Raw genomic sequence first — 19737 nt, forward strand, 5'->3', positions numbered from 1 at the left:
CAGGTAGATCACGACATCGCAGGGGCCGGCCATCCGGCCGGGGCGCTGCACGTCGATCAGGAGCACGGCCTGCTGGCGCCATGCCCGGTACTTCGGGGTCTTCACGCGACCGCGGCCGACGACGTTGGCGAACAGGCTGTTCGTGCTCGGCGGCAGCGGGAAACGGATCTCGACCGAGGGCACGATCCGACGCTGTGCGTAGACCGGGCGCTCCTCGGGTTTGAGGCGCGCGCCCAGCTTTGCGGATGAGAGAGAGGGCGCGCGCATGTCGGCTACGCCATCCCGAGCGCTTGAAGGTACAGTTCGAGGATCGCTTCCTCTTCCTGCCTCTCGTCGTGATCTTTCTTCCGGAGTCGGATGATGGAGCGCAGCACCTTCACGTCGAAGCCGTTGCCCTTGGCCTCGGCGTAGACGTCGGAGATATCGCCAGCGATGCCGGCCTTCTCCTCCTCAAGTCTCTCGATGCGCTCGATAATCGATTTCAGTTGATCGGCGGCGACCGAAGACGGATCGCCTTGCCCGACTGCTGCGGGTGTGCTCATAGTCTTGTCCTCTTCCCAAGAGACGGCGGCCGCTCGGACCCTGCCCTGATCGACAATCAGCAGTTCTGGGCGGCTTGCTTGTGCGCTCAGCGCATCGATTGAGCGGCGTCAGTCACTGCGCGCCCTGATCCACCAGCGGAGCCACCACGGCAGAGGCTTGCCGGCCTCGCGTAGCTCGCGCGCCTTCCGCCACATCCAGGCGCGCGTTCGTGCCCTGATCCATTGCATCGTCTCCCCCCTCCGAGCGCGAAGAACGCCGCTCGATCTTCGTCTGCCTGGGCGTCCCAGCGGTCGCAGTTGGCTTGGTAGCTCGCGCGGATGCGCAGGAACGTGTCCGCGTCGAGCCGCACCGGCTGGTTGCCGACGAACTTGCGCACCCATGACGCGGTCGTGCCGATCATCCGGCCAACGGCCTCGTAGGCCAGCATCCGCGAGCCGGTGCGGCGCTCGGCGTGGCGCACCAGAGCATCGACCAGCGGATTGGCGAGGTTAGCGGCGGTCTGCATTGTCCGTTTCCGGGCAAAAATTGTCCGCATCTGAGCACTCCGACATGCTGAATTGCATCTCGTGGAGACCAGCGGCCGGACAGAGACTTGAAGCGGAGGACGCAACACTAGGGATCGACGCGCGACCGCCATCAGCTTGGCGGCACCGGCGGACGCGCGAGGAAGAAAAGGCCGGAGCCCGAAGGCTCCGGCGAGGCTGGGAGGAAACGACCTGAGAAGGTCCGCCCCTCAGCGGGGCCACGGATGCGCCGAAGCGCGAAACGGAGAGCGAAATGAACGAGCACACGCAGGAGACCGACGGCGCCGCGACCATCCTGGCGATGCACGCCATGGTGACGTGGCTGGTGCGGCGCGAGGTCGAGCGCAGCGAAGACGGACGCGAGGCGCTGTCCCGGCACATGGTCGAGGCGATGCTCGGCGTGGTGCAGGTGGATCCGACGCTGGCCGATGCAGCGCACGAGGCGCGCGACGTGGTGGCCCGCGTCATCGCCACCCGGCCGATGCTGGCGGTGCTGAACTGAGGTGCGCCCGATCCAGACGCGGGAACGTGAGACAGGATCGGGCGCGATCCGGCAGCCAAGGGGCCGTTTGGCTGACGGAAGGGGGAGAAGCTGATCATGCTGCGCTCAAGCAGCCTCCGAAGTGGCCGGGGCAGCCGACGGCGCGTCCCAGAGGTCAGGCCTCAAACGCCAGCGCGGGATTGCGCACCGGGTAGCCTTCTCGATCTTCACGGCGAGTTCGCCGGACACGCGCCCGGCTGTCTTCGCTTTCCAGATCGCGCCCTGTGTGACGCCACATGCCGCGCCCAGCTTGGCTTCGGAGCCAAGCATGGTGATCGCCGCTTGAATGAGGGATCGCGTGCTCATGGTGGTCGATATAACTACCGATGTGTTTGGTAGTCAATCACCAAATTGTCGAAGCGTTCCCACGACCGTGGTAGTAGAATGCCAACCTATGACGTGGCACGATCTCATCCGCGAAGCGCGCGAGGCGCGCGGTCTGAGCCAAGCGAAGTTGGCGCGCGCGGTGGGCGTCTCCCAGGCGATCATCGGTAAAATTGAGCTGAAGCAGGTCGAGACGACCAAGGCTCTGCGCGCGCTCGTCGAGTATCTGGAGCTCGACCCTAGTCAGTTCCCCGCCTCAGCTTTTGGCCCTTGGATGGGTGGACCTGATCTAGCGCGAGCGTTCGGGGCGGAGGCCGCACCGCCAGAGTTCGCGCTTGACCCAGCATATTGGGCGATGGCGGCCGGCCTCGTCGGGGACATCCCGCTGTATGCCGCGGCCGAAGGTGGCGCTGGTAACATCCTCATCGAGCGAGACGCCATCGGACAGGAGAGGCGCCCACACGAGTTGCAGGGCGTGAAGAACGGCTACGCCATCCTCATCGTAGGCGAGTCGATGGTTCCGGAATTTGAGCCGGGCGACACTCTTTACATCAACCCGAAATTGCCAATTTTACCAAACACTTCGTGCGTATTTTATAGCAACAAGAACGACGAGCCGACGGCGACAGTGAAGCGCTACCTCACTGACAAGGGCGATGCGTGGCTCGTGCGCCAGCATCAACCGCCGAAGGACTTCGAGCTCGATCGCCTCGAATGGGCGACGCGCCACAGGATCGTCAGCAAGAAGCTGCGATAGGCTTCAGAACGGCAGATCTTCTGGGTCGTCAAGGCTGCCGTAGGAACGCACGAGCACCGGTTCGTCGAACTCGCTTGTCGACGGACTGCCTGTCCGCGCCAGCACCAGCACGGAAGCCTTTCGCATGGACAGTCGCTCTGCTGTTCGGAGTGCCGCGGCCTCTGAGCGCGCTTCTCGAGGCGGGTCCATCTGAAGGCGCCCCTGTAGCCGGCTGAAGCTCTGCACGACGTAGTACGTCTTTCGCTCTGCCTGCTCTGCCACTTGCGACTCCCTACCCAACAATGGCGATGTTCGCGTTCTGTTCCCTCCCGGGTCAATCCCTACGGCCTGGGGATCATTGTGGGTAACTACGTCGTCGCCGCGTCACCTACCGTGGTAGTTGACAACCAAACACCTCGGTCATAGTGTTTGCTCATCGCCACCCCGCGATGGAGCCGCCGCCGATGTCCAACAAGCCACCCTTGAACTGGGGCCGTGAGAAAGACCGGATGCGCGGGCAGCGTGCGGCTCTCGCGGCGATCTGCGAAGCGCAGCGCCTGAGCGGCCTGCCGAACCCGAAGGAGCCCGGCGGCTTCACCTACCTGAACTCGGCTTGGCGCGGCCTGACCGGCGCCCGCTACATCTTCCGCGTCGATCGCTTCGAGCCCGGCTCCCTGGCCTTCGGTGGGCCGTGCGTCGCCCTGGCCGTCGCCCGTGACGCGGCCGGCGCCGCCCGCATCCTCGACATCCGCACCGACATCCACCCCGCTGAGGTCGAAGGCTGGGTCGAGCGCATGACCGACAGCGGCGCCACCGAGCTGCATCGCTGCACCCTCGGCAAAACCGGTCCGCTGACCGCCCGCGAACGCCTCGCCGTCGCGCTGGACCTCACTGCCGACGAAGCCGAGCCCGCCCGCGCCGCCTGAGCCTGCCGCGCTTCGGCGCGCCCTTTCACCTTCCCGCAACACCAGCCCGACGAGGCCACCCATGTGCGCGCCGTTCAGCCAGGCCGACCAGCCCGAGCCTGCCATCTCGTCTCTCGATCTCGCCGACTCCGTCGAGCACCTGTGCCTGATGGCGCAGGACTACAGCGCCATCGTCCGCAAGATCGCCATCGACGACGCGACCAGCGCGCAGCTCGGCGCCCGTGGCGGCCACGTCGCCCACATGGCCAGGCTGCGTTTCGAGGAGGCGATGATCGCCCTGCGGGCGGTGCATCGGAACGCGCTCGCCGGCACTTCCGGCACCTACGCCAGCGAGGCCGACCTCGCCGAGGCGCAGGCGCGGCGCCTCGATCAGAACAATCGCAACAGCCTCCGCACCGCGATGCGCCGGGCCGATGCGCACGAAGCCGCCGAGCGATCCATGATCGACCGTGCGCACGCGGTCGGTGCCGAACTCGCTCGCCTCGATGCCGCACATCCCTACGGCAAGAGCGCCGCACCCGCGCCGACGCACGCCACGCACGAGGCCGGCTTCGTCTCTCCCGCAGCGGCCTGACCCACCGTAATCGCCCTGGCCCAGGATCTCCTCGCGGCCGGCGGCCCCTCTCTCCCGACCCTCCAACGACAACGAGGCCTGCCATGTCCGTGCAACAGCCGGCCGCTCAGCCGTCCGTCGACGTCACCGCCATCTCGATCGCTGCCGGTTTTAGCGTGATTGCGGTTCTCTGCGGCCTGGCTGTCGTGGCCTGCTGCAACAGCAGTTCGCCCCTGTCGGCGCGGACGAGCACCGCATCGCCCCGCACGACTTTCCGGCAGTCGAGGAAGGGCGAGTCGCGCATGCGCTGGCTGACCCGATCGGAGGCCGCCCGCCTACTCTGGACGTGCTGGCGCTACCGCGAGGTGCAGGCCTGGAACACCGGCACGCGCAAGGGAAAGCAGGTCGCGACCAAGAAGCGCCCGCTGCGCCACCTCGCGCGCTTCATCCTTCTCGGCCTCTACACAGGCACCCGGGCCGGAGCCATCGCGTCCGCTGCGTTCCAGCGAGGGGAGGGCAGGTCGTACGTCGATCTTGACGAAGGGGTTTACTACTGCCTCGCACAGGGCAGGCGGGCCACCAACAAGCGCCAGCCTCCCGTGAAGCTACCGTCGCATGTTCTGGCCCGCCTGCGCGTCTGGTCGCAAATTCCCCGCAAGGACGGCACGCTGCCCGAGTACGTCGTCGAGTGGAACGGCAGGCCGGTGGCGTCAGTGAAGACGGCGTTCGCCACGGCGGTGCGGCTCGCAGGACTTGAGGAAGACGCTTCTCCGCACGTTTTACGGCACACCGCCGCAACATGGCTGATGCAGCAAGGGGTCAATCTATGGGAGGCGGCCGGCTATCTTGGGATGACGCCCGAGATGCTGCAGAAGGTCTACGGCCACCACCATCCCGACTTCCAAAACGAGGCGGCAAGCGCCTTCAAGAACCGACGCAGGAAGCCGCAATCGTTGGTCAAACCGTTGGCTAAGCCGAAATCGGCAGACGCAGGGGCATAGCCTGCTTATAGAGTTATCTTGATGTATCAATGCGTTGGTTGTGGTGGGCCCGGCAGGACTCGAACCTGCAACCAGACCGTTATGAGCGGTCGGCTCTAACCATTGAGCTACAGGCCCTAGCGCTTTACTGCCAATTACTTACGCTCAACTTCGGCTCTCGACGACAGGTTGGGCGACAGAAACGACGACAGAAACGACGCTTTTGAGTAGCCGGGGAGGGGGCTTCGGGCAAGCCCTTGGCGATGCGCCAGCGCTGGTCACGGTGACGGAACCGTGCTTCGGTTCGGCATGCCCGACCCTTCCCCCACCGTCAGCGAACTCTTCAAGGCCAAGGCCGTCACCGACAAGCAGGTGAACGCGGCAGTTGACCACCGCCATGTTATCCGTTTCCCGCGCCGCGGCTTCGAAGCACCGTGAGATTTCCGCGGTGTCCGCGACCTATGCCATGGTGCCCGATGGGGTCTTGGTTCCAGCCTGGGCCGCGGCATAGCCCCTGTGGCTGCAAATGGTGACGACAGCCGCCGTGCCCGCTGGCGGTCGCCTCTCGCCTCCCACGAGCGCGCGTCCTGACCAGATATGGCGTTTCGGCCGGGGCGGACGGTTAAGTCGACGTTAGAACGTCAAGCGCCTCCTGCCGTCCTGCGTGCGCTGAGGCTTACGCTCGCATCATAGGCCACCGGCATGGCTGATCTCCCGACAGCCGGCTTCGCCGTTCCCCGATGCCGTGCTGCCACACCCAGTCAGATCGAGTTACAGAAGCGCCTGCTCGCGGCAAATATCCCTATCTATGCCCCCCACGCTCGTGATAGCAGAAATAAATTTCATTCCATCCACCACTCATCATGCACAAGCAGCGCTTATGCAGTATGATGGAATGAATTTATTATCTGTCTAATCTAAGTTTGAGCATAAGCAGATGGCAAATGCTGTTGGCAATACCCGTGAGCAACAGGTCACCTACATTTCTGGTGTCAATGCGGATGGAACATTAGCTGGTCAGACGTTTGCAACTTATATCGGTGATAATCCCGACACTTACGGCAGTGCGTCAAGCCAGTTCCATTGGGGGACGAGCAACAGTGCCGGCACGGCGGGCGGCACCCTAAACTACGCCTTTGATCCGAGTTCGAACTGGAATGCAGGCGAGCAAGCCTCGTTAGTGTCTGCTCTGGATCTGTGGTCCGCGGTCGCGAACATTTCCTTCCAGCAGACGTACTCAGAGGGCGCCGCCAATATCGGCTTCACCCGGAATGCCGAAAGCGCGGCATTCGCGGGATCGCAGTCAACGGATCACGCGGCAGGCACGAGCGTGATCACGCCGCCACTTGGTGGTCAGGTCATAATCTCGATGGACATCGCTGACACCCCTACGGCGACGGGTGGCCATGGATCTCTGGGCGATTTCCGGACGGGCGGCTACGGTGTCAGCACGGTGGTGCACGAGGTTGGTCACGCTCTCGGGCTCGGCCATGCTGGCCCCTACAACAATACGAACACCATTAGTCAGCAATACGGCCCCTATGACAATCAAGTCTCTACGACGATGTCATATTTCAGCCCGCACGATCAGCTTGCTTATCCCAGCGTCGTTGGGGCGACGAACTGGACATCAGGTGGCCTCAAGTACTACCCCACCACGTGGATGCCGGTGGACATCGACGCAATCCAACGGCTGTACGGCGCGCAGACGAGCGGTCCGCTAAACACGGCGCAGACGTTCGGTTATAACACGACTATTACGGGCAGCCTGCAGCCGTATTTCGACTTCACAACCAACACTCGTCCTATCGTGACCCTCTACGGCACTGCCGCGAGCGGCAACACGCTCGATCTCTCCGGTAGCAGTGACGCCGCGACGCTGAACCTCAACGGGGGCACGTACAGCAGCGCCTTCGGGATGACCAACAACATCGCGATCTACGATAGAACATATATCCAGAATGCCTACTTTGGATCTGGCAACGATGTGGTTACGGTCAGCGTTACGCGGAATAATACGGCCGACGGCGGTGCTGGACAGAACATTGCTAAGTTCTCCGGCAACAGATCCGACTACGTGGTATCCCAGCTGGACGGGAAGACGATTGTCACGCGCACCGGCGGCACTGACCTGTCTGCACAGCCCGTCGGTGTAGCCAGCACGCTTTCCAACTTCCAGACGCTGCAATTCAATGACGAGACCGTTGCCGTCTGCTACTGCAGCGGCACTCATATCCGTGCGGTGCGGAACGATGTCGTTGCTGAGATTGTGGTTGAGGACCTGCGCGTCGGCGATCTTGCCGTGACCGCATCAGGCGCGTTCCGGCCTATCATTTGGATCGGGCAGCGCCACCTCGCGAGACAAGGCCGCGCTTTGCCGCACGACCAGCAGCCGGTCCGCGTCCGCGTCGGTGCCTTCGGTGGTGGCCTGCCAATCCGCGACCTCTTCCTTTCGCCGGGCCACCCGGTGCTGATCGGAGCCGATGCCGACAGCGAGGGCGGCGTGCTCGTGCCCGTCATGTGCCTGATCAACGGCACCACGATCATCCGCGAGCCCCGCACCAGCGTCACCTACTGGCACGTCGAACTCGACAGCCACGACATCCTCCTCGCTGAAGGTCTGCCGGCCGAAAGCTACATCGATGGCGGTGACCGCGCCTTCTTCGTGGAGACCTCGGACCACGCTCTGCAAAATCCGGACTTCGTGCCTACGGGCTGGGACGCCCGCTGCCGTCCAGTGGCGATCGACGGCCGAGTGGTCCAGGCCGAGCGAGTGCGGCTCGACGCGGTTTTCGCCGGTACGCTGAACGCGCAGTGCGCTTGGGATGAAGGCGCTGTCTTCGACGCATGTGCTTCGTAACAAGGCCTTATGGTGCGGGCGATGGGCTAACCATCGCCTGCCAAGGTAGGCTCATGAGGAGCCGGTAAGCCTGGAGCAACCCGGCGCCCCTATGCCGTCGGCCCCGCCATCAGCCGGCAGCCGTAATGCTCCTTCCCGAACTCGCGTCCGATCCGCTTCCGCCCCAAGCAGCCGAGTGGCGCAAGGCCTTTGGCGCACTCCGCCCAACGTCCTCGCCATGCCGGTATCTCGGCACCGCCGCCTGGGCGAACATCCACGAAGCATGCACCGACTTCATCGAGCGCTTCGGCGCTGAGGCTGTGCGATTGGGCTGGACAACGCCGCAACTCTTCGGTGTTCATCCCGAGCACGGCACGCTGCGAGTGGATTGGTGCGGGGTGATGATGACGGGCGGTCACAAGGCGATCGGCATCGAGCCGAACCGGATCCTCTTTGGCAATGTGAGCGGCTATCGGAACGTGGCCGGCGCGCCGGTCGGCATCCCAATATGGGAGTTCGCGGCGCGAGCGCAGAAGGCGTGAACGACCCAGACGCCGAGGTCTGATGCCACACGTTCAACCCTGCGGCCTGACTTCGTACTCATGGCTCGCTAGGAGTGGAAACCAAACATCCGTTCCGGGTCCACCTTCCGGCTCAGTTGGCTGTTCGTTGTCGAACCATTGCCGATCGCTGCTACGCCTCGCGCTGGGCCTTACCCATCGCCCCTAGGTGACTGACGCCGAAGCCCTCTCCGTATTTGAGGCCGTACCCCAGGGCGCGGTCGAAACCGATATGCGCAGCCCAGACGAGACCGGTCGCCAGAACCTGCGTCGCCTGTCCTGATACGCCCCAGGCGACGCATGCAAGGGGCAGTACGTACCAGTGACCGACGTTGTACAGCATGGCCCCCGCCTTGCGCCCGCCGAGGTAGCCGAGCATGGAAAGATCGGGCACGAAGAAGAGAGCGGCAAACAGCCACCAACTCCCGCCCTGCCACGCATAGGCCGCTGAAGCGGCGATGAGGACGGACAGGCCTTCGAGGCGCAGGAGCACCTGCGGCCATCCACTAACGATCCCGCTCAATGTGCGCCCCCGGAGTTGGCTGTTGCCCCAATATAAGCGGACTGGCGGCTTCCACTCGTTGCAGCCATCCGAGACCGTTCTACCCAAAGCCTGAAAGCGGACCTTCCCAGGGCCTACTAAGGGCGGGCAGCGGAAGTTGACCCTTCGCCCGAAAGCAGACGTACTGCTCCGCGCTCCGGGGCGGCCATTCAGGCCGCTCGTTCTGCTCCTGGAAAGCGGACCCGGACCGACGCGGTTTCTCGTCCTCGCCTCTAGATAACGATGCAGCCCCCGGGACCGGGAGTGCGCCCATCTCGGCCTATGTGGACCGCCGAGGACTATCGCCCAAAAGCTGGCTGTCGCGCGAAACTACATGAACCGATCCGCTCCGCCCGATGCCTCGATCGTGTCGCCCGTCACGAATCCATTCCGGGCGGAGACGAGAAAGGCCGCGATGGCGGCGATCTCCTCAGGGGTGCCGGCGCGACCGACCGGCGTCATCTCAGCACCCACTCGTGCCAAAACCTCGTTGTCGCTGAGGCCAGCCATCTCGGCCCGACTCCGGCGTACGGCTGGCAGCATGTTGTTGGCCCAGTTGTCCGTGGCAACAGCGCCGATCCCGATCGCGTTCACGAGGATGCCGTCCGCTGCGACTTCCAGCGCCAGTGACTTCGTGAGGTTGTTGATCGCTGCGCTGAGGACGTGCGAGATCAGGAGCTTCGGGTTCGGGTAGATCCCGCCGATCGAAGACATGTTGACGATGCGCCCCCATTGCTTGGTCCGCATATGCGGGATGGCCGCTTTGCAGATCCGACGCATAGAGCTGAGCTTCAGGACCGTCATCTCATCCCAGTCACTGTCTGACGAGGTCATGAGGCCACCGGCGTGGGCTCGGCCGGCGTTGTTCACAAGGATATCGAGCGCGCCGAAGCTCGACACCGCGGCATTGACGATCCGATCGCCGGCCCCTGGGCTCGCGACATCTAGCGCGAGCGAGGCGATCTTCGCCTGGCTGTGCCGCCGGAGCCCTGCCGCCGCAACCTCGAGCCGCCTCTCGTCGCGGGCGACGATGAGCACGGAGACACCATTCTCCACGAGCTCCCTAGCCACCGCTAAGCCGATTCCAGTGCTCGCGCCGGTGACGACGGCCGCTCGACCCATGATACCGAGGTCCATGACATACTCCTGCTGTTCTATTACGATGGAAGGTGGCTGTTCTTCGTCTCGGGCAGAAAATTCAGCGCCGCGATGGACACGATGTACAGGCAGCAGAGCACAAGGACAGTCGACTGATATCCGCCGAGCTCTGCAAAGAGGAATGCCGTCAGTATGGGCAGCGGGAACGCTACGAGGCGACCGAGATTGAAGACCACGCCGGACGCGGTAGCGCGGATTCGCGTCGCGAACAGTTCAGGCAGGTAGATCGGCATCCAAGAGAACACGCCGAGGGTGAATATGCCGAGGATGAAGACGGCCGCCAGGGCGGGCACCAGGGCCTGAGGGACGAAGTACATCAGGATGCCGGAAGCGACGGCTCCAATGAACGACAGGTTCATGTATCGTTTGCGGCCTAGCGCATCGGCCACGAAGCCGGCCGATATGTACCCGACGATCGCGCCTGCATTGTAGACCAGGGCGCTGATACTGGCCCAACTCGGCGCATGGCGGCCCTCCTGCGCCGCCAGGGCGCCGATGAAGGGGCCCGTGAGCGCGCTGATGGCGTAGAATACGGAGACGGTCACGGCGGACATGACGAGCGTCGCGATCGCCCGCGAACGGGCCTCCCTGTCCTGAACGAGTTCGAAGACGGTGAAGTCCCGCTTGATCGCCCCGGTTCGCCGCTCCGCGGCCGCGTCCTCCCACAATCTCGACTCGCCGACCTCGCGCCGGATATAGACCAGCCCGATTGCCGGCAGCACGCCGATCACGAACATCCAACGCCAGGCTTCAGGGCCGAGCGGCTGTATGACGAGCCACAATCCCGCAGCCAGGAAGAACCCGAATCCGTAGCCGGACTGCATGATGCCAAGCGCTTTTGCCCGCGCATGGTCCGGCCAAGTCTCGGCCACCAGCGCCGTTCCTGTGCTCCACTCGGAGCCGAGGAACAGTCCAGTGAGAAAGCGAAGTGCGATCAACGCACCGATCGAGTAGCTCGCGGCCGTGAGTGCGGTGAAAGCGCAGTAACCCGCGATCGAAATCATGAGCATCTTCTTGCGTCCGACGTAATCGGCCATGATGCTGCCGATGACACCGCCGACGGCCCAACCGGCGAGCGTCGCGCCTAGCGCCGTACCGACGTTGAGCCGCACCACGTCGGTGTCCGCATCCGGGAGAAACGAAGCGACAGCCGCGCCGCCCACCAGGATGAGCGTGCTCGTTTCGAAGCCGTCGAACATCCAGCCGATGAAGCTGCTGGCCAGCACACGCCTTTGAATGGGGCCGATCTGGCCAACTACTTCGGTCATAGGTTCCTCCCGTCCGGTCTGTTCCGGATCACCTTAGTTTTTGTGCTTGTTACTGCTTCAGGTCCTGATCTCTGACCGCATGCGCCGATTGAAGATCGGGAGCGTGAGACCGCAAATCTCGAATCTGCTGAGGATCAGCAGCAGGAAGCCGGAGGCGCCCGCACGCAGCAGCCAGCCCACGTCTCCTGCTAGGACGGCGGTCCGCTCGTCGTCGGTCAGCGGCATGCTCGCCAGCGCCTGCGCGGGCTCGGCCTGCATCCAAGCTCTGAAGTCCGGATCGTGCAGGATGCGGCGGCAGAGCTTGTGAATCTGATAGGCGCTCATCAAGCGACGCCTCTCACGGTCCAAGCCGCGAAGGCGTTGCCCAACGCCGGCTGATCGATGAGGATGTCGGGCGTGGCAGCATCGATCACGCCGAGCACCGAGATCCAGTTCAGTAATTCGCCCGCCACGTTTCCGGCCGCTAGCATCCGGCTCTCGGACGCGGCCTCTATCAGCGCCTCGGTCTGGCCGGTCCGGACCTGCGCTAGCACCCACCTGGCCCACTCGGGATCGGGCACGCCGAACGTCTTGTTCTCGAAGGCCCGCGGCCCGCCGATCTCGAGACTCAGGGATCCACTAGCCAGGACAGCGACCCTTTGGCCGCCGGTCCAACGCGCCACGGCCGCCGCGACGGAGCGACCCAGTCGGTAGCAGCGCCGGCTTCCTGGCAAGGGCGGGACGATGCAGTTGATGAAGACCGGGACGATCGGAATCGACATCTCGGGCGTGAGGAAATGAAGCGGGACCAAGTGGGCGTGGTCGAGTTGGAACTCGAGCGAGCGCGCCATGTCGAACTCGTCCGCCATGAGACAATCCAGAAGATGCTGGGCGAGATCGGAGGCGATCTTCACCTCGTACCACGGCATCTCGGGCGTCTGATCACTCGGCCCGGCTGTACAGTCCGCCGTCCCGATCGCGAACGTCGGCCAGTTGTCAAAAAAGAACGTATTGAAGTGATCATTGCTGATCGAGACGATCACATCCGGGCACGCCGCCGCCAAGTGTCGTCTGATCTCGCCGAAGAAGCGCGCTGTCTCCGAACTCTCCCCATTCGCCTTCACCTCGGCGATGAAGCTCGGCGTGTGCGGCACGACGTAAGCTGCGACGATTTCCGCCAAGAGCTTCCACCTTCGTGAACGGCCGGTGCGGTTCGCTTCCGGCGCTGAGGGAGAAGCGTGTTTCGCAGCCGGCGATCCACGAGTCTTTGGCGCTCCATTTCAGACGTCTGAATTGGAGGTCGCTCAGCTCGCGTCCGCGAGTCGCTGGACGTACCAGCAGCGGGCAGCACGCCAGTGCCGCGACGAAACTCCGCTCGGGAGGCGATCGAGGACCGGCCCGAGGATCTCCCTCGCCTCTTCCGTGCGATCGTCGCGGGCCAGGAGCTTCGCCAGATCGAACGCGGCGCGGAGACTAAAGGCTGACGCCCCCTGATGCTCGGCGACTTCAAGAGCCCGGCGCAACTCGTGCTCGCGCGACGCGGTGCCGCCATCGGCGAGCTGCGCACGGATCCTCAGGAATTCCGGCCATGCCCAGTGATCCTCGTGGCAGCCATCAGCCCGCTCGGCCAATCGCGAGAACGCCTCCCGAGCGGGATGGTCGCCGGCGGCATCGCGCAGGATATCGGTGATCAGGGTCGAGTAGAGAGGGTCGAAGTCCATGCCGCTCGCGGCGGACATCACATGGTGGATGCGATGCTCTGGGGGTGTGCTGCGCGCAGTGGCAGCCCAAGCCATGAACAGATCTCCGTACACCTTCCAGAACCCGAGACCGTGCCTGCATGCGGTCTCGATGAGCAGCGGCGCCGCGCGCTCTACAGCGGCCTCGTCGCCGTTCAGAGCGTGAACCATGCACCAGCCCTCTGCCAGCGCGCAGCAGAGCGTGCACGCGTGATCGAGCGCGCGAGCTTCCTCCAGAGCGCGCCGCGCGACGTCGAGGGCCGTCCCGAACTGGCCCTCGATCCAGAAGATGCGAGACAGGAAGGCGAGCCCGGCGACGTGCTGATCAAGCCCGAAGCGATATCGCTGGATTGGAGGATGCCGCTCGTACCTTCCCAGCGACATCTCGATTAGGCGGCGCCCCTCCGCATGCCGGCCCAAGAAGTGCTTCGAGACGCCGGCAATACGCTGTCCCGCGGCGAGCGCCTCGCCGTCGCTCACCTGGCTGGCCCGATCCATCATCTCCTGTGCATGCCGGAGCGAGCCCCCGTAGTCGCCGCAGCGCAGGTTGTAGAGCCACAACCCATAATGGGCTTGAAGCCCGACCTCGGCGTCCGACAGGTCAGCGGCGAGATCGAGGGCGCGGGTCCACGCGCTCCTGGTTTCGGCGACCGGACCTTTGGCCCATGTCAGGCAAGCTCCGAGCGCCGCCTGGGCGCCCATCTCAGCCCCACGGGGGATCGGATCCCGCATCGTATCGCCGGCGAGGGCTCGGGAGATCCGACAACGTCCCTCGTCATGCTGGGAGTGCTGGATCCAGAACGGAGCCGAGTGCGAGAGGATTGCGACGCCGAGGTGAGCGTCGCCCGGGGCAGAGAAGGTCCAGTCAAGAGCCGCGCGGATATCGTTCAGCCCGCTGCGGTGGCGGTTCAGCCAGTTCTCGGTGGGCAGGACGAGCCAATCGGCAGAGGCCCGCCTCGACATGGCGGCCGTGAACTGCGCGTGCCGACGAGCGATCTGGTCGACCTCGCCGCTCTCGGCGAGTTTCTCCAGGGCGTAAAAGCGGATCGTCTCGAGCATGTGGAAGCGAGGCTTCCAGCCCGCCACGTCGACGAAGAGGAGCGATTTCTCCTCAAGTTCGCCGAGCACGTCCACCGTCCGCCACGCCTCGTCCGGCTGCTCACCTGCGACCTCATGCGCGGCCTCGGCCGTAAACTCCGCTGGAAACGCGGCGAGGCGCTGAAACGATCGCTGCGCGTCTTGGCTAAGAAGGCCGTAGCTCCAGTCGACCGCCCCACGCAAAGTGCGATGTCGGGGCAGCGCAGTCCTGCGCCCGGCGGCCAGCAGTTTGAAGCGATCGTCCAGCCCAGTCAGCACGCCGTCGACACCCAAGGCCGCGACCCGCGCGGCGGCGAGTTCCAGGGCGAGCGGTATCCCGTCCAGGCGCCGACAGATCTCACCGACCTTGCCGGCGTTTGCGTCCGACAACTGGAATTCGCGTGTCCTTGCTCTGGCCCGTTCCACGAAGAGCTGCACGGCAGCGTGCACCAGCACCTCGTCCGCCCCGCGCACGTCCCTCGCGGGTACTGCGAGCGGAGTGAGGCGGTAGACGTGCTCCCCAGGCATTCCGAGCGGCTCCTGAGCCGTGCCTAGCACGCGCAGATCGGCGCCGGCCTGCAGCAGGTCCGCCAGGACGTTAGCGGCCGCGTCGGCAACGTGCTCGCAATTGTCGATTAGCAGCAGGATCTTCCGGTCTGCGACGAAATTCCGGAGCCGACCGAGCTGCTGCATGGCGGATGCCGGGATGGAGAGGGCTGCCCCAATCGTCGATCGGACGAGCTCACCGTCGGATAGCTTGCCGAGTTCCGCCAGAAGGACGCCGCCCGGGAAAGACGTGCGGAGCTGCTGGCCAACTTCATTCGCCAACCGCGTCTTGCCGACCCCACCGGGCCCGACAATCGTCACGAGCCTGGTCCGCCCCAAGAGAGCTTCCAGCTCCGACAGCTCGGTGGTTCGACCGATCAAGCGCGTGATGGGATTCGGGACGGTGCAGGCGACCGCACGCGACGGCACGTCAGCCGGGAACGGCGCCAGACCCTCGGACGCGTCCGTCGCGGGTGAGAGGCGGTATCCGCGACCGAACTCGGTTGAGATCAGCTCTCTGTCCTGGCCAAGCGCCTTCCTGAGCGCAGATATTTGTGCCTGGAGGTTGTTCTCCTCGACCGCCGTCCCGCTCCAGACCCGCTCGATGAGTTCGTCTTTGCCGACCAGTTTCCCGCGCGCTTCGACGAGGATCCGGAGAAGATCGAAGGCTCGTGCCCCGAGTTCCACCCTTCGGTCGCCCCGCAAGAGGAGCCTCATCTCGGGATAGATGCAATGGCAGCCGAATCGATACACCGACCCCGCCGGCAGACCAACTTCGACTGCGGAGGAAACGCGCGGCTGCATCAGGGGATGGTATCGGTTTGGCGCACTTCTGTCTCCCGCAGAACCGCTGACACCGCTACACTGGGCTACCGATAGGTACTGGGGCTGAGCAATCTCGGAGTGGCTGTCTGAGGTCTGGTTCGGCGCCTCGCTCGCCCAAAATCAGCCGGACGGCTTTCGGGCTCCATCAGTCGCTTGCACCACTCATTAGACGGCCCGGAAGCGGACGTCGCTAAAGCCTGCTTTGGGTGGAATTCTGCCGTTCCGCTTCTGAGCGAGCAGGGTATCGAAGCGGACGTTGTCGACCCACTCGCTGACGCCTCCGAATAGATCCACCGTCACATAAGACGTTGCCGCCGGCTCATCCCCCGCCTTTCGCACCGAGCGCGATCCCGAACAGGATGGTGAGCGCCGAGACGATGAGTAGTGGATTGAGCCCTTCGGCTAGGATGATGGCAGACAGTCCGATGCCCAGCACGGGTGTCGTGAGGACGCCGAGAGATGCCGTGGTTGCCGGCACGCACCGGTTCACCACGGTCATCGCCCAGAAGCCGAGCGCCGTACCAATGAAGCCGTTGTAAGCGAGCGCCAGCAGGGCCGGAGTGCCGATCCGCGACGGCGGTGCGCCTTCGAGCGCAAGAGCCAGGATCACGAGGGCGACCGTCGCGAGCAGGCATTGCCAGGGCATGAGCTGGAGCGGCGTCGCAACCCAGCGATGTGCCCGGGTGTAGACGGTGCTGACCGACCAGCAGAGCGCAGCCAAAACCACCAAACCGTTGCCGGGGAGAGCCGTCCTGCTGCTCCACGCACCGCTATCCGGCCAGAAAAGCAGAAGCAGGCCGACGATGCCGACCGCGACCCCGGCCGCCTGCCGCACCGTCACCCGCTCCCCGAGGAACAGGAAGGCGGCGGGGGCGACCCAGAGCGGCGTGGTGTAGCTGAGCACGATGGCCCGGCTCGCGGGGACGAAGACCAGCCCCGCCGTCATCAAGCTCGCGAAGGCCACCATGTGGAAGAGCGCGATCACGAGGATGACCGGCAGATCGCCCCGGGGCAGCAGCCTCAGCTGCCCGGCCGCAGACAGCGATGGGAACAGGACGAGTGCCGCGAGGCCGGTTCGGATCGCGACCGCCCAGAATGGCGTGACGTCCTGCAACGCCATCTTCATGACGACCCAGTTGAGGCTCCAGGCCACCACGACGAAGGCAAAGAGCCCGATGATGGAGGCGTTGGACGCCGCACTTGGGTCGTCGGCAGATAGCGTGACGGACGGCGGAGTTGTCACGATCAGCTCCAGCAAGGAGCGACGGCTTGGCCGCACCAGCTTCAGGTCAGGCATACTGCGCGAGGCCGCGACCGAGCGACCAATTCTCGCGGGTGCCCTCCACGAGGTTGATGAAGAGATCGTCAGCTCGGATGCCGGGCTCGTCGCCGAGCAGCTCCGCGATACGCCGATAGAGCGCTTTCTTCTGATCGACGGTGCGAGTGTTCATGGCGCTGATCTGCACGAAGATCACGTCGTCGCTGCGGTTGATGCCGCCGTAGGTCGCGCCGTAGCGGAAGTCCGCTTCACCGTGCTCCGTAATCGTCATGAACTGGTCGTCCTCCGGTACGCTAAAGGTCTCGCGGAGGGCTCGGTACAGGCCGTCGAAAATGGCCTGCTTGTATGCGTCGGATTTCCCAGAGCGCAGAGATATGGAAATGAGCGGCATGATGCACCTCGTTTGACGCTCGGAGTTGTAGAAGTTCAACCGGCATTACGATATCATATCGGCTCTGATTTCAGAGATAATGGCTTGTTATGACGTGCAAGTCCCTCGACCTCGATGCCGTGCGCGCGTTCATTCACGTGGCCGAACTCGACAGCTTCACGCGCGCGGCTGAGGCGATGGAGACGACGCAGGCGGCCGTCAGCCTTCGCATCCAGCGGCTGGAACGGAGGGTTGGCCACCAGCTCGTCGAGCGGACGCCCCGCTACGTGCAGCTCTCACCGCACGGCATCGCCTTCCTCGAACGGGCGCGCGAACTTGTGTACGCGCATGAGCGGGCGCTCGCGGTCTTTGGGGAAGCCCGGCAACGCGTCGCCATCGGGATCAGCGACCATGTCGCGGGGCCGGATCTGCCGGCGCTCATCGCGCGGCTGACCACGCAGGATCCTCAGCTTCTCATCAAGATCAAGATCGGCTCGTCCGGCGACCTCCTGCAGAGCTACGACCGCCGTGAACTCGATGCGGTGATCGCGCGCATGAACCTGGGCCGGGATGACGGCGAGGTCCTAGCCCAGGAGAGCTTCGGATGGTTCGCAGGGGCAGGCTGGCAGCCTCGTGCGGGCGAACCGCTGCCGGTCGCCACGTCGGCCGAGCCGTGCGGCGTCCGCGCCATGGCCGGGCGTCTCCTCGACACCGCCGGCATCCCCTGGATCGAGACCTTCGTCGGTGGCGGCGTGTCGGCCGTTGCGGCTGCCGTGTCAGCCAGGCTCGGCGTCGCGGCCCTGGCGCCACGCATGCTTCCGCTCGGTGTCGTCGACGTCGGAGCCAAGCTGAGGCTCCCGGAGATCCCCCGCCTGCCGATCCTCCTCCATACGAGGATCCAGAGCGGACCGGCGCGTGACCTGCTCGCCAGCCTGTCGGCCGCCTTCCGTAGCGCAGTGCGGGCGTGACGGAGCACTTTTGCTAAGTGCGGCCCTCTAGCCCACCCACAGCAATCGAGCTTGGTAAGAGACGTCTGCTATCGGGGAACGTCCTGCTGAGGCCAGAAGACCGGCATGGTTCGGTAGCGGCAGTTCAGCAGGCAATGGTGAACGGTAGCATTGCGCCAGAAGCCATCATCGCGCCAGCGCGTACCAACCATTGCTTCCAATCCGTTGCACGCCCTCGGACGGTCCGCCTCCAGGCTCTCGACGAGCCACAGAATTACGACTGGAATGGGTGAATTCTCTTCGGTCCACTTTCGAGAAGCCGAACCATAGAAGCGAACGCCAATCTCAGCAGCGGTGATCGGGCATCCTGGGCGCCATTTATCGCCGGACCGTCAGTCTAGAAACAGGTTCCGTCCTTCCTGGCGAAGCGCCAGTTTCCTTCCACATCCATCAAGGCTTGGAGGTCGTCCTGCGGATAGCTCGCCACATCTCCGCGGCTACGGTCCCCAATCTCAAGGATGAGGCAGTCGCGATCGGTGCGGTTCTCCAGATGATGGGCCGTTCCATTTGCAGGGAAGCCTGCCACCATGCCTGGCCGCAATTGCATCTCGCCGGCATCCGTGAACAGCGTCGGCTCACCTTCGAGGATGTAGATGAGTTCGTCCTGGCGCGAGTGGCGGTGGTGGAGAGCCGACACCGCGCCTGGCCGCAGCCGCGTGAGGTTCACCCCGAAGTTCCTGAGGCCGAACAGGTCACCCAGCGGCTGCTTGATCCGTCCCTCCATTCGCGAGGCGAAGGGCTCGGGGTAGTTGCTCGACTTGACCCGGACCGGGGCATTGGCGGCGCAGATGGCCGGAGCGTCGTTGGTCATCGCGAAGCCTCTGTATTGCTGCGGCACGGAGGCGTGGCATGGACGACCGCTTCCGGCCAGGGATTCCTGCCATCGCGAAGCCAATCCAACGCGCTTGTCCAAAACGTGCCGCTCCGGCTGGGGTGGAAAAGGCTGAAGTGGCCGATGATCGTCGTCGCACTCAACGCTGCCGGCGTCAGCTGAACCTGCGTCCGCGGACTGGAGGTGTAGTAGCCGAGTCCCCGACGGATCGCCGATGGCGTCCCGAACTCGTCGTCCGTCGTTCCGACGGCCAGTATCGGAGCTCCGACGGCCGCGAAGCGGGCGAGAATCGCCTCACGCTGGCCCGGCGGATAGCTCAGCTCCATGCGGGCACGACGGAAACTCCACTCATACGCCACGCCGGCCGGGAGATCTTCGAGCCAGCCGAGCCGGCGCCCCGGGAAGTAGCCCGCGAGGGCCGTCACGGCCGGCATCGCGAGATGCCACTTCGCCACCATGCGGAGCCGGCTGCCAGCGTCGTAGTCGGGCCAGTAGAGGGCGACCTGCTCGGGGATGTAGGCGACATGGCCTCGCGCGCCGACCGGATCCCGTCTCGATCCCGCAGACCTGGACTGCGCCGACATCCGGCT

Annotated in this window: 23 protein-coding genes, 1 tRNA gene and 1 pseudogene; 9 read left to right on the forward strand and 16 right to left on the reverse strand. The window is 64.6% G+C overall.

Going from position 1 to position 19737, the window contains the following annotated elements; genetic code table 11:
* From FHU13_RS26250 to FHU13_RS26260, 3 genes and pseudogenes are all read right to left on the reverse strand, one after another.
* A pseudogene (locus FHU13_RS26250) lies at positions 1 to 267 on the reverse strand (hypothetical protein); the annotation flags it as partial.
* Positions 268 to 272: 5 nt separating this feature from the next.
* A complete protein-coding gene (locus FHU13_RS26255) occupies positions 273 to 542 on the reverse strand; it encodes a DUF2312 domain-containing protein (protein ID WP_183438769.1) in 270 nt (89 codons plus the stop codon).
* Between the two features lie 86 nt (positions 543 to 628).
* Positions 629 to 1048 carry a hypothetical protein gene (locus tag FHU13_RS26260; protein WP_246714895.1) on the reverse strand — a complete coding sequence of 140 codons (420 nt, stop codon included), beginning with the start codon at positions 1046 to 1048 and terminating at the stop codon, positions 629 to 631.
* A 272-nt stretch (positions 1049 to 1320) separates the two neighbouring features.
* On the opposite strand from FHU13_RS26260, the gene FHU13_RS26265 reads away from it, so the two are divergent.
* Entirely contained in the window at positions 1321 to 1569 is a 249-nt protein-coding gene (locus FHU13_RS26265) for a hypothetical protein (RefSeq protein ID WP_183438770.1), read from the forward strand.
* Positions 1570 to 1674: 105 nt separating this feature from the next.
* On the opposite strand, the gene FHU13_RS28685 is transcribed toward FHU13_RS26265, so the two are convergent.
* On the reverse strand, positions 1675 to 1914 hold the full coding sequence (locus FHU13_RS28685) for a YdaS family helix-turn-helix protein (protein ID WP_182569697.1): 240 nt from the start codon (positions 1912 to 1914) through the stop codon (positions 1675 to 1677).
* Positions 1915 to 2002: 88 nt separating this feature from the next.
* Here FHU13_RS28685 and FHU13_RS26275 point away from each other — a divergent pair, with 88 nt between their 5' ends.
* Complete coding sequence (locus FHU13_RS26275) at positions 2003 to 2689, forward strand: helix-turn-helix domain-containing protein (protein ID WP_210287868.1); 687 nt, start codon at positions 2003 to 2005, stop codon at positions 2687 to 2689.
* Positions 2690 to 2692: 3 nt separating this feature from the next.
* On the opposite strand, the gene FHU13_RS28335 is transcribed toward FHU13_RS26275, so the two are convergent.
* Positions 2693 to 2815 (reverse strand): hypothetical protein, encoded by a 123-nt coding sequence (locus tag FHU13_RS28335; RefSeq protein WP_281411671.1) that lies wholly within the window; start codon positions 2813 to 2815, stop codon positions 2693 to 2695.
* 317 nt (positions 2816 to 3132) lie between these two features.
* Between FHU13_RS28335 and FHU13_RS26280 the strand changes: the two genes are divergently transcribed.
* The 3 genes from FHU13_RS26280 to FHU13_RS26290 all read left to right on the forward strand — a co-directional run bounded on the left by FHU13_RS26280 (position 3133) and on the right by FHU13_RS26290 (position 5148).
* Complete coding sequence (locus FHU13_RS26280) at positions 3133 to 3594, forward strand: hypothetical protein (protein ID WP_183438772.1); 462 nt, start codon at positions 3133 to 3135, stop codon at positions 3592 to 3594.
* 61 nt (positions 3595 to 3655) lie between these two features.
* Entirely contained in the window at positions 3656 to 4168 is a 513-nt protein-coding gene (locus tag FHU13_RS26285) for a hypothetical protein (RefSeq protein WP_183438773.1), read from the forward strand.
* Positions 4169 to 4251: 83 nt separating this feature from the next.
* Positions 4252 to 5148 carry a site-specific integrase gene (locus FHU13_RS26290; protein ID WP_246714896.1) on the forward strand — a complete coding sequence of 299 codons (897 nt, stop codon included), beginning with the start codon at positions 4252 to 4254 and terminating at the stop codon, positions 5146 to 5148.
* 41 nt (positions 5149 to 5189) lie between these two features.
* On the opposite strand, the gene FHU13_RS26295 is transcribed toward FHU13_RS26290, so the two are convergent.
* Positions 5190 to 5265, reverse strand: a tRNA-Ile gene (locus FHU13_RS26295).
* Positions 5266 to 5436: 171 nt separating this feature from the next.
* On the opposite strand from FHU13_RS26295, the gene FHU13_RS28340 reads away from it, so the two are divergent.
* From FHU13_RS28340 to FHU13_RS26305, 3 genes are all read left to right on the forward strand, one after another.
* Positions 5437 to 5565 carry a hypothetical protein gene (locus FHU13_RS28340; RefSeq protein WP_281411672.1) on the forward strand — a complete coding sequence of 43 codons (129 nt, stop codon included), beginning with the start codon at positions 5437 to 5439 and terminating at the stop codon, positions 5563 to 5565.
* 499 nt (positions 5566 to 6064) lie between these two features.
* A complete protein-coding gene (locus FHU13_RS26300) occupies positions 6065 to 7987 on the forward strand; it encodes a Hint domain-containing protein (protein ID WP_183438774.1) in 1923 nt (640 codons plus the stop codon).
* A 125-nt stretch (positions 7988 to 8112) separates the two neighbouring features.
* Positions 8113 to 8508 (forward strand): hypothetical protein, encoded by a 396-nt coding sequence (locus FHU13_RS26305; RefSeq protein WP_183438775.1) that lies wholly within the window; start codon positions 8113 to 8115, stop codon positions 8506 to 8508.
* 151 nt (positions 8509 to 8659) lie between these two features.
* On the opposite strand, the gene FHU13_RS26310 is transcribed toward FHU13_RS26305, so the two are convergent.
* From FHU13_RS26310 to FHU13_RS26345, 8 genes are all read right to left on the reverse strand, one after another.
* Complete coding sequence (locus tag FHU13_RS26310) at positions 8660 to 9019, reverse strand: DUF4260 domain-containing protein (RefSeq protein WP_312889656.1); 360 nt, start codon at positions 9017 to 9019, stop codon at positions 8660 to 8662.
* A 378-nt stretch (positions 9020 to 9397) separates the two neighbouring features.
* Positions 9398 to 10204, reverse strand: a complete 807-nt coding sequence (locus tag FHU13_RS26315) for an SDR family oxidoreductase (RefSeq protein WP_183438777.1) — start codon at positions 10202 to 10204, stop codon at positions 9398 to 9400.
* Positions 10205 to 10224: 20 nt separating this feature from the next.
* Complete coding sequence (locus FHU13_RS26320) at positions 10225 to 11493, reverse strand: MFS transporter (RefSeq protein WP_183438778.1); 1269 nt, start codon at positions 11491 to 11493, stop codon at positions 10225 to 10227.
* A 57-nt stretch (positions 11494 to 11550) separates the two neighbouring features.
* Positions 11551 to 11817, reverse strand: coding sequence for a hypothetical protein (locus FHU13_RS26325; RefSeq protein ID WP_183438779.1), 267 nt, complete (start codon positions 11815 to 11817; stop codon positions 11551 to 11553).
* Positions 11817 to 12626: an extradiol ring-cleavage dioxygenase gene (locus tag FHU13_RS26330; RefSeq protein WP_312889658.1), complete on the reverse strand. Its 810-nt coding sequence runs from the start codon at positions 12624 to 12626 to the stop codon at positions 11817 to 11819. Before FHU13_RS26330 ends, FHU13_RS26325 begins: the two co-directional genes overlap by 1 nt.
* Positions 12627 to 12776: 150 nt before the next feature.
* Positions 12777 to 15521, reverse strand: coding sequence for a winged helix-turn-helix domain-containing protein (locus tag FHU13_RS26335; RefSeq protein ID WP_183438781.1), 2745 nt, complete (start codon positions 15519 to 15521; stop codon positions 12777 to 12779).
* A gap of 457 nt (positions 15522 to 15978) precedes the next feature.
* The gene (locus FHU13_RS26340) at positions 15979 to 16917 is read right to left on the reverse strand and encodes a DMT family transporter (RefSeq protein ID WP_183438782.1); all 939 of its coding nucleotides are present in this window, start codon (positions 16915 to 16917) and stop codon (positions 15979 to 15981) included.
* Between the two features lie 31 nt (positions 16918 to 16948).
* A complete protein-coding gene (locus FHU13_RS26345; RefSeq protein WP_183438783.1) occupies positions 16949 to 17329 on the reverse strand; it encodes a tautomerase family protein in 381 nt (126 codons plus the stop codon).
* 89 nt (positions 17330 to 17418) lie between these two features.
* Between FHU13_RS26345 and FHU13_RS26350 the strand changes: the two genes are divergently transcribed.
* Complete coding sequence (locus tag FHU13_RS26350) at positions 17419 to 18276, forward strand: LysR family transcriptional regulator (RefSeq protein WP_183438784.1); 858 nt, start codon at positions 17419 to 17421, stop codon at positions 18274 to 18276.
* Positions 18277 to 18652: 376 nt separating this feature from the next.
* Here the strand turns inward: FHU13_RS26350 and FHU13_RS26355 are convergent, their stop codons facing one another.
* The gene (locus tag FHU13_RS26355) at positions 18653 to 19126 is read right to left on the reverse strand and encodes a cupin domain-containing protein (protein WP_183438785.1); all 474 of its coding nucleotides are present in this window, start codon (positions 19124 to 19126) and stop codon (positions 18653 to 18655) included.
* The gene (locus tag FHU13_RS28110; protein ID WP_312889659.1) at positions 19123 to 19731 is read right to left on the reverse strand and encodes a hypothetical protein; all 609 of its coding nucleotides are present in this window, start codon (positions 19729 to 19731) and stop codon (positions 19123 to 19125) included. Before FHU13_RS28110 ends, FHU13_RS26355 begins: the two co-directional genes overlap by 4 nt.
* Positions 19732 to 19737: the final 6 nt, after the last annotated feature.

The sequence above is a fragment of the Methylobacterium sp. R2-1 genome (assembly GCF_014191355.1).
GTDB lineage: Bacteria > Pseudomonadota > Alphaproteobacteria > Rhizobiales > Beijerinckiaceae > Methylobacterium.